Source organism: Rhodococcus maanshanensis NBRC 100610 (genome assembly GCF_001894865.1).
Classification (GTDB): Bacteria; Actinomycetota; Actinomycetes; order Mycobacteriales; family Mycobacteriaceae; genus Rhodococcus_G; species Rhodococcus_G maanshanensis.
Map to the genome: position 1 here is coordinate 32,286 of NZ_BCXA01000005.1, position 14,800 is coordinate 47,085.

At 71.7% G+C, this 14,800-nt stretch carries 12 protein-coding genes and 2 pseudogenes; 4 read left to right on the top strand and 10 right to left on the bottom strand.

The features are described from left to right. Positions 1-120 precede the first annotated feature (120 nt). A complete protein-coding gene (locus RM1_RS02955) occupies positions 121-2,112 on the top strand; it encodes an SDR family oxidoreductase (protein ID WP_072749948.1) in 1,992 nt (663 codons plus the stop codon). A gap of 15 nt (positions 2,113-2,127) precedes the next feature. Here the strand turns inward: RM1_RS02955 and RM1_RS02960 are convergent, their stop codons facing one another. The 4 genes and pseudogenes from RM1_RS02960 to RM1_RS02975 all read right to left on the bottom strand — a co-directional run bounded on the left by RM1_RS02960 (position 2,128) and on the right by RM1_RS02975 (position 4,381). Continuing rightward, the gene (locus RM1_RS02960) at positions 2,128-2,304 is read right to left on the bottom strand and encodes a DUF1737 domain-containing protein (protein WP_072749949.1); all 177 of its coding nucleotides are present in this window, start codon (positions 2,302-2,304) and stop codon (positions 2,128-2,130) included. Positions 2,305-2,333: 29 nt separating this feature from the next. Continuing rightward, positions 2,334-3,220, bottom strand: a pseudogene (locus RM1_RS02965) (ferredoxin family protein). Positions 3,221-3,241: 21 nt separating this feature from the next. Further along, positions 3,242-3,817, bottom strand: a complete 576-nt coding sequence (locus RM1_RS02970) for a YdeI/OmpD-associated family protein (protein ID WP_072750043.1) — start codon at positions 3,815-3,817, stop codon at positions 3,242-3,244. Positions 3,818-3,866: 49 nt separating this feature from the next. Beyond that, positions 3,867-4,381, bottom strand: a pseudogene (locus RM1_RS02975) (hypothetical protein). Between the two features lie 24 nt (positions 4,382-4,405). Between RM1_RS02975 and RM1_RS02980 the strand changes: the two are divergent. Beyond that, positions 4,406-5,227 (top strand): AraC family transcriptional regulator, encoded by an 822-nt coding sequence (locus RM1_RS02980; RefSeq protein WP_072750044.1) that lies wholly within the window; start codon positions 4,406-4,408, stop codon positions 5,225-5,227. Between the two features lie 41 nt (positions 5,228-5,268). Beyond that, positions 5,269-5,841 (top strand): hypothetical protein, encoded by a 573-nt coding sequence (locus RM1_RS02985; protein WP_072749950.1) that lies wholly within the window; start codon positions 5,269-5,271, stop codon positions 5,839-5,841. 15 nt (positions 5,842-5,856) lie between these two features. Here the strand turns inward: RM1_RS02985 and RM1_RS02990 are convergent, their stop codons facing one another. From RM1_RS02990 to imuA', 4 genes are read right to left on the bottom strand one after another with little or no spacing between them, the layout of a single operon-like run. Beyond that, the gene (locus tag RM1_RS02990) at positions 5,857-6,600 is read right to left on the bottom strand and encodes an alpha/beta fold hydrolase (protein WP_092667763.1); all 744 of its coding nucleotides are present in this window, start codon (positions 6,598-6,600) and stop codon (positions 5,857-5,859) included. A 59-nt stretch (positions 6,601-6,659) separates the two neighbouring features. Then, positions 6,660-8,777 (bottom strand): copper-translocating P-type ATPase, encoded by a 2,118-nt coding sequence (locus RM1_RS02995; RefSeq protein ID WP_083576494.1) that lies wholly within the window; start codon positions 8,775-8,777, stop codon positions 6,660-6,662. A 59-nt stretch (positions 8,778-8,836) separates the two neighbouring features. Next, positions 8,837-10,405 carry a DNA polymerase Y family protein gene (locus tag RM1_RS03000; protein ID WP_072749952.1) on the bottom strand — a complete coding sequence of 523 codons (1,569 nt, stop codon included), beginning with the start codon at positions 10,403-10,405 and terminating at the stop codon, positions 8,837-8,839. Beyond that, a complete protein-coding gene (imuA', locus tag RM1_RS03005; RefSeq protein WP_072750046.1) occupies positions 10,402-11,226 on the bottom strand; it encodes a DnaE2-dependent mutagenesis accessory factor ImuA' in 825 nt (274 codons plus the stop codon). Before imuA' ends, RM1_RS03000 begins: the two co-directional genes overlap by 4 nt. A 210-nt stretch (positions 11,227-11,436) precedes the next feature. Between imuA' and RM1_RS03010 the strand changes: the two genes are divergently transcribed. Beyond that, positions 11,437-12,642 (top strand): serine/threonine-protein kinase, encoded by a 1,206-nt coding sequence (locus RM1_RS03010; protein WP_072749953.1) that lies wholly within the window; start codon positions 11,437-11,439, stop codon positions 12,640-12,642. A gap of 27 nt (positions 12,643-12,669) precedes the next feature. On the opposite strand, the gene RM1_RS03015 is transcribed toward RM1_RS03010, so the two are convergent. Together RM1_RS03015 and RM1_RS03020 are read right to left on the bottom strand one after the other, a co-directional pair. After that, positions 12,670-13,326 (bottom strand): response regulator, encoded by a 657-nt coding sequence (locus RM1_RS03015; protein WP_072749954.1) that lies wholly within the window; start codon positions 13,324-13,326, stop codon positions 12,670-12,672. Continuing rightward, entirely contained in the window at positions 13,323-14,696 is a 1,374-nt protein-coding gene (locus RM1_RS03020; protein ID WP_083576495.1) for a PspC domain-containing protein, read from the bottom strand. Before RM1_RS03020 ends, RM1_RS03015 begins: the two co-directional genes overlap by 4 nt. Between the last annotated feature and the right edge of the window lie 104 nt (positions 14,697-14,800).

Here is a 14,800-nt window from a genome sequence, read left to right on the forward strand (position 1 = left end):
TGGGACCCATCCTCGCCGACACGGGCGCGCCACGCACGAGACTCGCTCCCGTCCCGGCCTTCCAGATGTTCTTACTTCAGAGTAAGTTAACTGTCGTAGCCCCACGTAGGAGGAAAGCTGATGTCGACCTACATCGTGACCGGCGGGACCGGGTTCCTCGGCCGCAACGTGCTCGCACTGCTGCTGCGCCGCGACCCCGACGCCCAGGTGCACGTGCTGGTGCGACCGGCCTCGGCGGCCCGGCTCCGACGGCTGGCCGCCGGCTGGGAGGGCGGCGACCGGGTGCACCCGCTGCTCGGCGACCTCACCGAACCCGGACTCGGCCTCGACGCCGCCCCGCCCGGCGCCGACCATCTCCTGCACCTCGGCGCGATCTACGACATGACCGCGGGCGACGAGCAGGCGAGCACCAACGTCGAGGGCACCAGGTCGGTCATCGAGCTCGCCAAGCGGACCGGTGCCACCCTGCACCACGTCTCCTCGATCGCGGTCGCGGGCGACCACAAGGGCACCTTCACCGAGGACGACTTCGATCTCGGACAGGGCTTCCCCACCGCCTATCACCGGACCAAGTTCGAGGCCGAGAAGCTCGTCCGCGAGACCGCGGGACTGACCTGGCGCGTGTACCGCCCCGCCGCGGTCGTCGGGGATTCGACCACCGGCGAGATGGACAAGATCGACGGCCCGTACTACCTGTTCCCGGCCATCGCCGGGCTCGCCAAGCTGCCCTCCCGACTCCCGGTGGCCGTGCCAAGCCTCGGCGCCACCAACCTGGTCCCCGTCGACTTCGTGGCCAAGGCCATCGTCGCGCTGATGCTGATGCCCGGCCGGGACGGCGAGGTGTTCCACCTGGTCAATCCCGAACCACAGCCGATCCGCGAGGTGTACGCGGCCCTTGCCAAGGCCTCGGGCGCCCCGCACCCGGTGGCCGACCTGCCCGGCGTCGTCGCCGCCCCGGTGATGCGACCGCCGTTGCGCAGCGTCGAGGCGGCCAGGAACGTGGTGCTGGGCCGGCTCGGCATCCCGCCGGTCATCCTCGACCACCTCACCTTGCCGACCACCTTCGACGCAGGCAAGACCGAGGAGGCGCTGCGCGGTACCGGGATCACCGTGCCGCCCTTCGGTTCCTACGCAGGCGTTCTCTGGTCCTACTGGGCACGCAACCTCGACCCGGCCCGCAACCGCCGGTCCGGTCCCCTTGCCGGCCGGCACGTGATGATCACCGGCGGGTCCTCGGGGATCGGACGCGCCTCGGCCCGCGCCGTCGCCGCCAAGGGCGCGACCGTGCTGCTGCTGGCCCGCGGCGCGGATGAGCTCGAGGCCACCGTCGCCGAGATCAGGGCCGATGGCGGCGCCGCGTTCGGATATCCCTGCGACATCACCGACGGGGAATCGGTCGAGCAGACCGTCAAGTCCATCCTCGACGAGCACGACCACGTCGACATGCTGGTCAACAACGCCGGCCGATCGATCCGCCGCAGCGTGTTCGCCTCAACCGACCGGCTGCACGACTACGAACGCACCATGGCCGTCAACTACTTCGGCGCGGTGCGCCTGGTCCTCGCGCTGCTCCCCCAGATGCGCGAGCGCGGCTTCGGGCATGTCGTGAACATCTCCAGCGCCGCCGTGCAGAGCCACACGCCCCGGTTCTCCGCCTACGTCGCCAGCAAGGCGGCCCTCGACGGATTCACCGACACCATTGCCTCCGAGACACTCTCGGCAGGCATCACCTTCACCACCATCCACATGCCGCTCGTCGAGACCCCAATGATCACGCCGTCGGGCAAGGCGAACATCGGCAAGGTGATCAGCCCGGAGAAGGCCGCCGCGATGGTGGTTCGCGGGCTGGTCGAGCGCCCCAAGCGGATCGACGACCCGCTCGGCACGCTCGGCGAGTACGGGCAGCTGTTCGCGCCCGGCGTCAAGGACCGGGTGCTGCACCGGATGTACCGGGCGTTCCCGGACTCCCCCGCAGCCAAGGGCGTGACCGAGAACGGCGGCGCCGTCACCGCCGCACCGCCCGCGGCGGCACCCGCGGCGAAGCCGAAGCACTCCACCGTCTCGAAGGTGGGACGACGAATCGCCCGCGTGGTGCCCGGCACCCACTGGTGACGCATGGCGGTCGGGCTAGCGCGGACGGATCAGCGCCTGCGCCACGATGACCCGGTCACCGTCGAAGGTGACGGCGGGTGATCCGTGCAGGTCGTATCCCGCGTCGAGGGCGGCGCTGACCCGGAGGCAGAACTCGGCGTCGTCGGGTCCGGTGAGGACGCGGTATCGCGGCAGGTCACTGTTCTCGGACATGCACCCCAGTGTCCCAGGGACCGCACCGATCACGCGGTAAGCGGCCGGACCGATTCCGCGACCAGCGCGACGACGGCCTTCGACGCGGCGCCACAGCTCGGCGGACGCGCGGCCAGTTCCGTGCGGGACAGCTCGACCGCCCATGCCCGCCCGTCGCGATGGCGGACCACCGGCAGCGTGCCGGACTCGTCCACCGTGAGGTCCGAGGCGCCGGCCGAAACCTGCTCCCGCACCGCGATTTCTGCGACCTGGCCTGCCGACTCCCAGCAGCTACGGCCCCGAAGACCCTCGAGCTGGACCTCGCCGCGACCGGCCGCGAGCACCGCCTCGACGCTCTGCCGCGTGCCGAGCCGTCCGTAGGTGTACCCGGTCGGGAGCAGGATCATCGACGGCGCGAACCGGTGCCCGCCGGTGTGCGAGCACTCCCACACCGAATCCCGAACCGCGCCGACAGCTCCGCCGCGATCGGCCTGCCGAGCACCGCGCAGCACTGGTCGCGCTTGCCGTGTGCGCAGACCAGGGTCACCGGGTCGGTCACCGGACGCCCGATCCCCGGTGCGGACGCCGGCAGCTCGAGATCGAGGTCCAGCAGGGCAGCGGGATCGGCCACCTCCAGCCGCTCGCACCAGGCGCCGGACGGATCCGAGCGCCCGATCAGCACGGTGCGCCTGTCCGGGGGCGCGGTGCTCCGGCCCGGCCTGCGGATCAGCAGCAGCCGCACGCCCGCGGCCTCGGTCCGTCGTTCCAGTTCCGCGGACAGCTCGGGACCGAGCGCCTCACCACCGAGCACGTCGCGGCCCCAGGCGCCGGGGTGTTCGAGACACAGCCAGCCCGTGACGTGTGCCGCGGTCCCGGCGAGCGGCTCGTCCGTCGCGGAGAGCGCGGAGCAGGTCGGTGCGGGGGCTGGGGCGGTCACCCGACCATTGTGCCCGCGGCGTCACCCATGGATCTTCTTGCCCTCGGCGAACATCTGCACGAACTTCTCGATCCGGCGGGCGCGGGTCTCCGGCTTCTTCGCCTCCTGCAGGCGGTAGCTGACCGCGAAGCGGTTGACCTTGTTCAGCGTGCCGAAGAACTCCTCCGCCGCGGGGACCAGGGCCAGCGCGTCCAGGAAGTCCTGCGGCACGGTCGCCGAGGCTTGCCCCTCGTAGGCCCGCTCCCAGCGACCGTCGACCCTGGCCGCCTCGATCTCCGCCAGCCCCGACGGATGCACCAGCCCCTCGGCGATCAGCCGCTCTGCCTTCTCCCGGTTCCGCTTCGACCACGGGCTGCGCCTGCGCCTGGGGGTGAAACCGCGCAGCGAGAAGTCCTCGTCGCACTTGCGGGCCTGACCGTCGATCCAGCCGAAGCACAGCGCGACCTCGACGGCCTCGTCCCAACTGGGGCTGGTCTGGTCCGACGCCTTCTTCGCCAACTTGAGCCAGATGCCGGGTGAGCTGTCGTGGTGCGCGGCCAGCCACTCGCGGAAGCTCGCCTGGTCCGGGAAGTGCTCGATGCTGCGTTCGACCGCCATGGTCCAACCGTAGGCGGCGACCACGACAGAGGATTGAACAAACGCGACGCTACCGGCGACCGGTCGCGATGCCGGCCCACACCCGCACGAAGCCCTGCGACAGGTACGCGAGGGTGCCGAGGCTCAGCACCCACTTGGTGATGCTGACCGTCGACGTCGCGCGCACCACCGGATCGGTGATGCGGTCGCGGTGGTCGAGCAGGTACAGGTCGACCACGTTCTCCACGTAGTCCGCGGCCGCGGCGACGACCGGGGCCGCGTACAGCGCGCGGCGGGTGGTCGGAGACAGCTCGGAGAGCTGGCCGAGCCGCTTGGCCCCGTACACAGCGCGACCCCGTAGATGACCGGATGGATCATGTCCGGTCCGAAATGACTGCGGAACCGGGCCGTCTCCGCCTCGTCCATGCTGTCGAGGACGCCCCGATAGGCCCGCGCGGACATCGCGGTCTGGGTCTTGAGGAGCTTGGGCCCGGCGGGGCCGAGCAACCGCGCGATGTTGGCCTGCGAGATCAGGTACGCGGCGGACCAGCCGATGAGCTTGCCGTCGAGCGCAGTCAGTGTCATATGCCGATCGTAGGATCGAGGGCGATGACCGAATCGACCCCACCCCACGGCATGCCGGAGGCGGTGTTGCACCCGGACGAGGCCGCCGAGCGGTTCACCGTCGCGCGGCGGCACCCCCGAGAGTCGCTGGCGCCCTTCGTCGAGTACATCTGGATCGTGCACTGGGCCGTCGACGGCGCGCACGAACAGCAGGTGCTCCCGCAGCCGAGGATCCACATGGCCGCCGAGGACGGTCGGCTGCTCGTGCACGGGGTGAGCCGCGATCCGTTCAGCCGGAAGTTGTTGGGCACCGGGCACGTGATCGGGGTGGCGTTCCGGGCGGGCGGGTTCCGTCCGTTCCTGCGGTCGAGCGTCGGCGCGCTCGAGGGCACCGTGCTGCCCGCCGGGGACCTCCTCGGTCGGGACGACGGCCCGGTCGCGGCCGCGGCGCTCGAGACGGTCGACGACGACGTGATGACCGCGCTGGTCGAGGACTACCTCGAAGCGGTTCGGCCCGAACCAGATCCGTCCACCGAGAAGGTGGCCGCGCTGCTGGAGCGGATCGAGCACGACCCGGGCATCCACCGGGTCGACGAGGTTGCCGCGCTGGCCGGGATGAGCGTGCGCAGCCTGCAGCGGATGTTCACCGAGTACGTCGGCATCGGGCCCAAGTGGGTGATCCAGCGACACCGCCTGCTCGACGCCGCCGAGCAGGCGCACAGCGGACACCCCGTGGTGTGGGCGGAGCTGGCCGACCGGCTCGGCTACAGCGACCAGGCACACCTGATCCGCGCGTTCACCGCGGCGGTCGGGACACCGCCCGCCACCTACGCGCGACAGACCGGGAGCTGGCGGCCCCGCGGGTAGGCTCCTGATTCGGGTCGGGGTCGACAACAGGGGGCTGCGGTTTGCGGCAGTGGTGGGCGACGTTCTGGGATCGGCCGCCGGGATGGTCGCTGCTGGCCACCACCGCGCTGGTGTGCGGGGCGGCGTTGTGGGCGTTCAGCTTTCCCACGCCCAACAGCTGGATCCTGATCCTGTTCTGTCTCTGGCCGACGGTGCTGATCGCGGTCTGCTGGACCGTCAAGACCACCACCTTCCTCGTCCGCCGCAACGCCTGGTCCAACTGGATCCTCGCGGCGCCGCTGGTTGCGCTGACCAGCGCAACGCTGCTGGTGTTCGACGTCCCGCTGCAGGCACGCTGGCAGCTCTCGCAGTCGGACTTCGCGGCGGCCGTCGAGGAGGTCAGGTCGGGCGCCGACCGGGCCGACTTCGACGGCCGAATCGGCGGTTACGACGTCCGGGACGTCCGCAGGCACGGGGACAACGTCTATTTCGTCGTCACCGACAGCGGCTTCCTTGATGACGACGGGGTCGCCTACCTGCCGGACGGAGAGCCCACCACTCCCGACCCGGTGGGCGAGGGCGTGCAGGTCTGGCACCTGCGCGGGCCCTGGTACTCGTTCAGCGCGGGGTGGTGACGCGGCGGCCGACGATCAGTCCTCGAGGAACGCCGTCACGGCGGCCTCGAACTGATTCGGCCGGTCGCGGTGCACGCTGTGGCCGACCTTGATCGTGATCGCCTGGCACCGCGGGATGGCGGCCGTGGCCGCCGCCAGCCGGTCCGGGTCGACCATCCCACCCGGGCCGCCGCTGATCACGAGGGTCGGGGCGGCGATGTCGGACAGGTTCTGCCACCACACCGGGTTCGGTTCGCGGAACTGGGCCAGCGCGCTGCGGGTCATCGACCGGTCGAACGTGAGGACCGCGCGCGGGTGTCGGATCACCCCGGTCACGGCGTGCCAGAGTTCGACCGGCGTCGGCAATCTGCTGCTCAACCGCCCCAGCGTCTCGCCGGTCCGGAGCGGCAGCGGCGCCTCCTCGAGGACCAGGCGCCGCACCAGGTCCGGGCGTGCCTGCGCGACCAGCGAGGCCGTGTGCCCGCCGAGCGAGTGCCCGACCAGGTCCACCCGTTCGAGCAGGAGGTGGTCGCACAGATGCAGGAGGTCGGCACCGAACTGGGCGAACAGATACGACGGCGCGTGCGCGCTGCGGCCGTGGCCACGCAGGTCGAGGGCGATCACCCGGCGCCCCCTGCCGACAAGGGTCCTGGCGAACCGATCCCAGGTGTGGCTGTCGCCGCCCATGCCGTGCACCAGGATCACCGGAACCGGATCGTCGCCACCGGAATCGCGAAAGGAGAGCTCGACATCGTCGGCTGTCGTGGCAGTCATCAGCATCACCGTCCGCAACCGCCCTTCGCAGCCTCGGCCATCCCGTCCGCGGCCACGTGGTGAGGTTACTCAGGCCGCTTCGCGAGAACGGCCGAGGGCCGCAGGTCCAGCCGCCGCAGCAGCTGCGCGTTGATCGCGACGACGACCGTCGAGGCCGACATCAACAGCGCCCCGACCTCCATCGGGAGGGTGAACCCCCACGGCGCGAGCACCCCGGCGGCGAGCGGCACCGAGATCAGGTTGTACCCCGCTGCCCAGCTCAGGTTCTGGATCATCTTCCGGTAGGTCGCACGGGAGAGTTCGATCACCGACAGCACCGAGCGGGGGTCGTCGCTGGCGAGCACGACACCCGCGGACGCGATCGCCACGTCGGTGCCCGCACCGATCGCGATCCCCACGTCGGCCTGCGCCAGCGCGGGTGCGTCGTTGACGCCGTCCCCCACCATGGCCACCTTGCGGCCTGCGGACTGCAGGGCCTTGACCTTGGCGCCCTTGTCCTGTGGGAGGACACCGGCGAAGACCTCGTCGATTCCCAACCGCTGCGCCACCGACTGGGCGACCGCCTCGGCGTCGCCGGTGATCATGGCGACGTGCACACCGCGCTCGTGCAGTGCGTCGATGGCCTGCTTCGATTCGGGGCGGATCTCGTCGGCGAGTGCCACCGCCCCGGCGACCGCGCCGTCTCGGATCACGTGCAGCACAGTCGAACCCCGGCCCGACCACTCGTCCGCCGGTGTCAGGGCGGCGAGACCGTGGCTCGCGAGCATGCCCGGTCCGCCGACACTGACCTCCGCGCCTGCGACGGTGGCGGTCACCCCAACCCCGTTGCGCGCCTGGAAACCGGTGGCCACCCGTACCGCGAGCCCGCGCTGCTCGGCGGCGGCGACGATGGCCCGGCCGAGGGGGTGCTCGCTGTCGCGCTCGACGGCGGCGGCCAGCTCTACGACCTGGTCCTCGGTGTAACCGGGCGCCGCCGCGACGGAGACGACGGCGGGCTCCCCCTTGGTGAGGGTGCCGGTCTTGTCGAACAACACGGCGTCGACCGTGCGCATCGACTCGAGGGCCCTGCGGTCGGTGATGAGCACACCGGCGCGGGCCGCCCGCTCGGTGGCGATGGAGACGACCAGCGGGATCGCGAGTCCGAGCGCGTGCGGGCAGGCGATGACGAGAACGGTGATGGTGCGGGTGACCGCGGATTCGGGGGCGCCGAGGATCAGCCACACGGCAGCGGTGATGACCGCGGCCCCGAGCGCGAACCAGAACAGCCAGCCCGCGGCCCGGTCCGCCAGCACCTGGGCCCGCGACGACGAACTCTGCGCCTCGCTCACCAGCCGTTGGATACCTGCGAGCGCGGTGTCGTCCCCGACCGCGGTGATCTGCACGCGCAGAGCCGAATCGGTGGTGACGGTGCCCGCGACGACCCGGTCGCCCACCGCGCGGCGGACCGCAGCCGACTCGCCGGTGATCATCGACTCGTCCACGTCGGCCGCGCCGGAGACGACCGTGCCGTCCGCCGGGATCCGGCCGCCTGGCCGGACGATGACGAGATCGCCTGTCGTCAGCTCGGAGGTCGGCACGGTGACCGGCTCGTCGCCGTCGAGTCGCTCCGCCTCGTCCGGCAGCAGGGCGGCGAGGGATTCGAGCGCGCTCGATGCCTGTCCGAGCGAGCGCATCTCGATCCAGTGCCCGAGCAGCATGATCACGATGAGAAGCGCGAGCTCCCACCAGAAGTCCAACTCGTGGTTGAGGATTCCGAGGCTCGCACCCCAGGACGCGATGAACGCCACGGTGATGGCCAGCGCGATCAGCAGCATCATCCCGGGCTGGCGGGCCTTGATCTCGGCGACAGCGCCGGTGAGGAAGGGTCTGCCGCCCCAGACGTACATCACCGTGCCGAGAACCGGTGAGATCCAGGTGACGGGTCCGCCGTGCGGCAACGTGTACCCGATCAGGTCGGCGAACATCGCGTTGGCGAGCACCACAGGAACGGCGATCGCGAGCATGATCCAGAACAGTCGCCGGAACTGCCCGACGTGATCAGCGTGACCGGTGTGGCCCGCGTGATCGCCCTGGCCGCCATGGCCTTCGTGCCCCGCATGAGCTTCGTGGGCTTCATGACCGCCGCGGTCCGGCTGCCCGTCGGGCGTGCGATGACCGGCATGAGTTCCGCGATCCGAGGTCATGACACGAACGATATACCCATAGGGGGTATCCAGCAAGGGTGTCGCACGACACCCGGACCTCACTCGTACACTCCCTCCACGGTCCAGACCCCCTCGGCGCAGATCAGCAGCAATGCCCTCGGCTCATCCAGCAGCACCTGCGCCCTGGCCGCCCGCTGCGCCACCGCGGGATCCCACCAACGCTCGTCCACCGGCCACGGCCCCGCCCAGCCCAGCAGCTCCCACTCCCGCCTGCCCCAGCGCAGCCGGACCGGAGCCACACTGAACGCACCTCGCTCGGTGACCAGCACGGCCGCGCCGCCCGCCCCCTCCAACGCCACCCGCGGCCGGCCCGACAGCACGGCCGAGGGTGACGGTTCGGGCAGCCGCCCCGGCCAGGGCGCGGAGGGGTCCGCGGCCGGTCGCAGCTCATCCCCCAGCGGCAGGAGGGTGACCCGCTCGAACGGCCCCCTGCCGCCGCTGAGCACCCCCACCTGGACCGCGTCACCCCCGAGCAGACCCTGCACGCGCACCAGCGCCCGCCTTGCCCGCTCGTCCTCGGCACCGACCCCGCCCCACAACCCCAGTTGCAGCGCACCCGCCGCGACCACCTCCACGGGCTCGAGGCGCAGCACCTCGATGCCTGCCGTCGGCCGCGACTCGCTGCGCCCGGTGAGCCAGCCGTCCAGCTGCCAGCGCACCCGGTCCGCCGTGCCCTCGGGGGTGAGCGGTTCCGCGCACCGCCAGGTCCGCGAAAGATGTTCCCCGTTACCGGTGCTCGCGTGCACCAGCAGCCTGGTGCACGCGACCGCCGCGGCGGACAGCTTTGCGTGCAGCCGCTCGGCCAACGCCCGCCCCGCGAACGCCGCCGCATCCACCCGCTCGATCGGTGGATCACAGCGCTGTTCGACGTCCAGGTCCGGTGGCAGCCGCCGTGCCGACGGCGGACGCTCGGGCTCCCCGCGCGCGATGCGGTGCGCCAGCACCGCATCGGAACCGAACCGGGACGCCACCGCCACCGGGGTCAACGCGGCGAAGTCGCCGATGGTCCGCAGCCCCAACCGGTGCAACAGATCGACCAGGTCCGCGCGCCCCTTCGCCGCCAGGCTCGGCTCCGCTGCCAGCTCGGCTACCGGGATCGGGGCGAGGAACTCGGCACCCGCCCCCGGTGGGACCAGGGCCGCCCTTCGGGCGGCGATCACCGCGGTGGACAGCTCATCCGCGATCCCCACCTGACACTCCACCCCCGCCGCCGAGGCCTCGTCGATCAGCCGCTCGGCGGCGGCGGGCTCGGAGCCGAAATAGCGGCTGACCCCGCGCGCGGCGAGCACCAGCAACCCCGGCCGCAGCACCTCCACGCCGGGCGCCACCGCGTCGATCGCCGCGGCGATCGGCTCGAACAGCCTGGCGTCCCGGCCCACGTCGACCGCGAACACGTGCAGCCCAGGGCAGCGCCCCTGCGCCTCCCTCTTGCGCAATCCCCTGCGCACCCCCTCCGACCGCGCCGTCGCCGAGCAGGCCACGACACGATTACCCAGCGTCACCGCGACGGGTTCCGTCGGGGGCAGATCCGACGCCGCCGCGGCCGCGATGGCGGGCCAGTCGGGACACCACAGCGCCAGCACCCGCGCGGGATCACCGGCGGTCACAGCGACACCGCTTCCGGGAACACCCCTGGCTTCCGCATCGTTTCCGCCGTCCACTCCACCCGGCCGTGAACCGGCCGCAGATCGAGCCGGGTGGTGCGGGGCTGGAACGCCCTGCCCCTCGCACTGACCGCCAGCCGGAGCGCGCGCAGCCGCCCGCGCCCCAGTTCGGCGCCCTGACCCATCCCGTCGTAGCCGCACACCCTGGCCTCGAGCCGGACCTCGGCGCCGTCCCAGCGCCCGTCCGTCACCACCAGGGTCGAGCCCTTGCTCCGCGCCCGCGCCACAACGGCGCGCGCCCGGGAGGGCGGCACCGCGAGCCCGCCGAGACCCAGCACCACCAGGTCGAGCCCGTCGAGCAGAACGGCAGCGACCTCCACCGGGTCCGGACCCGGGTCCGGGATCAGCGCGAGCCTGCCGAGTTCGGCCCCCATCTCCGCGGCGGCCAGCAGACCGAGCCGGGGCAGGCCGATCACCGCCGCGTGACCTCCTGCCTCCGTCACCGAGGCGAGCAGGCCGAGCAACAGCGATCCCGCCCCCGACACGGACACCACCGAACCCCGCGCCAGCCCCCCGCGCGGCAGCAGCGACGCCAGCGCGGGCGGAACGGGGAGTATGCCCGCGGACCCCGCCTGACGCGGGAGCCCCTCGGCCTCGGACGGCTGCGGCGCGGGCCGGGCCGCCACCGATTCGCCCCGCGCGGGCACGGCCGCCATCCGGCGCCGGAGCTGCTCGAGCCGCTCCTGCCTCGACAACCCGGTCAGGTCCGACGACCCTGCGGACTCCACAGGCTCCGATCGTGCCGAATCGGCCACCTCGGCCATCGCACCAACCACCGACACCACCGTCTCCCACCTTCGCTCCACCGCCGTCACGGCCGGTCGATCAACCACGGGGAAGGACGTGGTATCGAACACGCATTCGAACTCTTCTCAGTAAAGACCCTCCTCCCGACATCCGTCAAGACGGCGGGAAACCGCCAGTTCAGCGTCCGCTCGAGACCTGCAGCCCGGCCCTCCACTAACCTCTCGGGTGTGACAGAGCAAGAACAGTCGAAGCGGATCGTCGGACCGGATTACCTGGTGGCGGGCCGCTACCGACTGCGCTCCAAGCTGGGCAGCGGAGGCATGGGCGCGGTCTGGCTGGCACAGGACACGCTGCTGCACCGCGAGGTCGCCATCAAGCAGGTCACCTCGACGGCCGGACTGACCGAGGAGGCCGCGCAGGAGATCCGGTCGCGAGCCATGCGCGAGGGCCGGATCGCGGCGAAGCTCTCGCACGACCACGCGATCGCCATGTACGACGTCGCGCTCGAGCACGGCGACCCGTGGCTGGTCATGGAGTACCTGCCATCACGCAGCCTGGCCCAGGCCCTCAACGTCACCGAGACGCTGCCGCCGCTCCAGGTCGCGCAGATCGGGGCACAGGTGGCCGACGCCCTTGTCGACGCGCACGCGGCTGGCATCGTGCACCGCGACATCAAGCCCGGCAACATCCTCATCGCCGACCGAGGTCGCGCGGCGGGCACGGTGAAGGTCAGCGACTTCGGGATCTCCAGGGCAAAGAGCGACACCGCCCCCGCCCAGACCGGCGTGATCACCGGCACCCCGGCCTATTTCGCCCCTGAGGTCGCGCGCGGGGGCGATCCGAGCGAGGCCTCGGACGTGTTCTCGCTCGGTGCCACGCTGTACACGGCCACCGAGGGGCAGCCGCCGTTCGGCATCGACGAGGACTCCATCGCGCTGTTGCACCGGGTGGCGAGGGCGGAGATCATGCGGCCGGTCAAGAGCGCCGAGATCACCGACGCGCTGCTGCACATGCTCGAACCGGACCCAACCCGCAGGCCGACCATGAGCGAGGCCCGCGACCTGCTCGCCTCGCTCGCGGCGGGCACCGGTGGCAACCTCGCCTACGTCCTCGATGCACCGCTGTTGGAGGCCGACGGCACGGTTCCGTTCTGGGCCAGGCGCGGCGCCGCGGGCGGGCAGGTGCGCCGCTCGAACCGGCTGCCCACCAGCACCATCGCCGGCCTGCCCGCGGTGGACCAGAACGTCCCGCTCGGCAATGTCCCCCGTCCCGGCCCCCGGGTGCCAGGGCCGCCGAGCCTGGCCGTGAACCCGTCGGCCCCTGCACCCTCGCGCCGATCCGTCCCCGCCCCGCCGATGGCGCTCGTGCTGACGCTCATCGCGATCGCCGCCATCGCCGTCGTCGTCCTGACCGTCGTCCTGTTCAGCATGTGACCGGTCGGTCGCCGGCAACGCCCCGATTCAGTCGATCTGACGCCGGTGCGCCCACCGGGTGAGCGCATTCCGGTTGGACTGCTGGGTCTTTCGCAGCACGTTCGAGGCGTGGGTCTCGACCGTCTTCACCGAGATCACCAGGTCCTCGGCGATCTCGCGGTAGGTGTACCCACGGGCGAGCAGCCGCAGCACCTCCAGCTCACGCGGGGTCAGCGAGTCCAGTTCGGGATCGAGCGGCGGCTCGGGGGCGGCGGACCTCCCCGTGAAGGAGTCGAGCACGAAGCCCGCCAGCCGGGGTCCGAACACCGCGTCGCCACCGGCCACCCGGCGCACCCCGTCGGCGAGCTCGGATCCGGAGATGGTCTTGGTGACGTAGCCACGCGCGCCCGCCCGGATCACCGCGATGACGTCCTCCGCCGCATCGGACACGCTCAGCGCCAGGCACACCGGCCCGGCCGCGATGCCACCGAGCACGGCCACCCCGCCGCCGTCCGGCATGTGCACGTCCAGGAGCACCACATCGGGGGTCGTGGCGTTGATGCCTGCGATCGCCTCGGCCACCCCGCCCGCCTCACCGACGACCTCGATGTCCGGTTCCGATCCGAGCTCGGCCCGCACCCCGGACCTGAACACGGCATGGTCGTCGACCAGGAATACGCGATACGCGGCGGTGGGGGTGCTCACCTGGGCTGCTCCTCGGGATGGGACTTGGGATCGGACTCGGGCTTGATCTCGGGATGCGGCGTCAGCTGTCGCGACCACTCTAGAACAGCGGCCTCCTCCGCAGTCGGCCCGGCGCCTTCGTCGCTCGCAGGCCCGTCGTGCCCATTGCCGTTGCGGGGCATCTGAATCCGCACCTCGGTGCCGCGCCCCACCGTTGACCGCACCTCCACCTCGCCGCCACGGCGCTCGATCCTGGCCCTGATCGACTTGGCCAGACCCTGCCGGTCCTCCGGCACCGCCTCCACGTCGAAACCGGTACCGCGGTCGCGCACGAACACATTGACCTCGTCGGCCTCCGCCTCGGCGAACAGGTCGACATTCGTCTCGCCGGAATGCTTGGCGGCGTTGACCAGGGCCTCACGGGTGGCGCCGAGCAACGCCGTGATGCTCTCCTTCGACAGTCCCGACTCGGCCGGGTCCACGTCGAGCCGGACATCCCCGACGGTGACCGGGCGCACCGTGATGCCGTGCTGGTCCTCGACCTCACCCGCGATGGTCCGCAGCGCCTCCGCCAGGCTGGCGTGCGCGGCCTCCCCGCCGTCGAACAGCCACTTGCGCAGCTCGCGTTCCTGGCCGCGCGCGAGCCGCATGACCTCCTGGGGCCGGTCGGCCTGCTTCTGGATCAGTGCCAGTGTCTGCAGCACCGAATCGTGCAGGTGCGAGGCGATCTCCTCGCGCTCCTCGTTCCTGATCCGGGCGGCGCGCTCGTCGGCCAGGTCCCGCCACATCCGCAGCCACAGCGGCACGGTCAGCAGCCCGGCCCCGATCAGCGTCACCACCACGGCCAGCAGCGACGACCTCAGCGAGTCCAGGTCGACCCGCGCGATCACCACAACGCCGAGCCCGATCACGATGAGGGTGGCGCCGCCGAGCACCCGCGCCCAGGTCAGCACCGTCGGCCGCTGAGGCAGCCCGAGCGCCGAACGCGGCCCGCCCGAATCGAATTCGCGCCACACCAGCGCCGCACCGACGGCAACCACGATCACCGGGACGATCATCGAGGCCGCGCTGCCGCTCAGCAGCCACGTCAGTCCCGCCGAGAGCGCAAGACCGATCACCGCGAGCCCGAAGGCGCGTCGGCGCTCGACGGGACTCGGCCGCTCGGTGTCCGAGCCGGGCGGGGTGAAGATCCACAACAGCCCGTACGCGACGACGCCCGCTCCCGCCAGCGCGGCGAGGAACACGAACGCCACCCGCACCTTGAGGACGTCGATGCCGAGATGATCGGCGATCCCGCCCGCGACACCGCCGACCACCCGACCGCCGACACGGCGCTCGAGACGGGGGTAGGGCACCTCACCAGTGGGGAGGGCACGCGGGACCGGCTGCACAACATCGATGGTGGCACGCCGACCACCGGGCGCGCATCAGGGTCCGACCCTGAACCGGCCGCGGACACCCCGACGCCGTCCGCGGTGAAAGATCAGGGTTTCTC

Bases quoted from the DNA above. Each gene is read 5' to 3' on its own strand.
- RM1_RS02980 (WP_072750044.1), top strand. From the start codon at position 4,406: ATGACCGAATCGACCCCACCCCACGGCATGCCGGAGGCGGTGTTGCAC.
- RM1_RS02960 (WP_072749949.1), bottom strand. From the start codon at position 2,304: ATGTCCGAGAACAGTGACCTGCCGCGATACCGCGTCCTCACCGGACCC.
- RM1_RS02990 (WP_092667763.1), bottom strand. From the start codon at position 6,600: ATGCTGATGACTGCCACGACAGCCGACGATGTCGAGCTCTCCTTTCGC.
- RM1_RS02955 (WP_072749948.1), top strand. From the start codon at position 121: ATGTCGACCTACATCGTGACCGGCGGGACCGGGTTCCTCGGCCGCAAC.
- imuA' (WP_072750046.1), bottom strand. From the start codon at position 11,226: ATGGCCGAGGTGGCCGATTCGGCACGATCGGAGCCTGTGGAGTCCGCA.
- RM1_RS02970 (WP_072750043.1), bottom strand. From the start codon at position 3,817: ATGGCGGTCGAACGCAGCATCGAGCACTTCCCGGACCAGGCGAGCTTC.
- RM1_RS02995 (WP_083576494.1), bottom strand. From the start codon at position 8,777: ATGACCTCGGATCGCGGAACTCATGCCGGTCATCGCACGCCCGACGGG.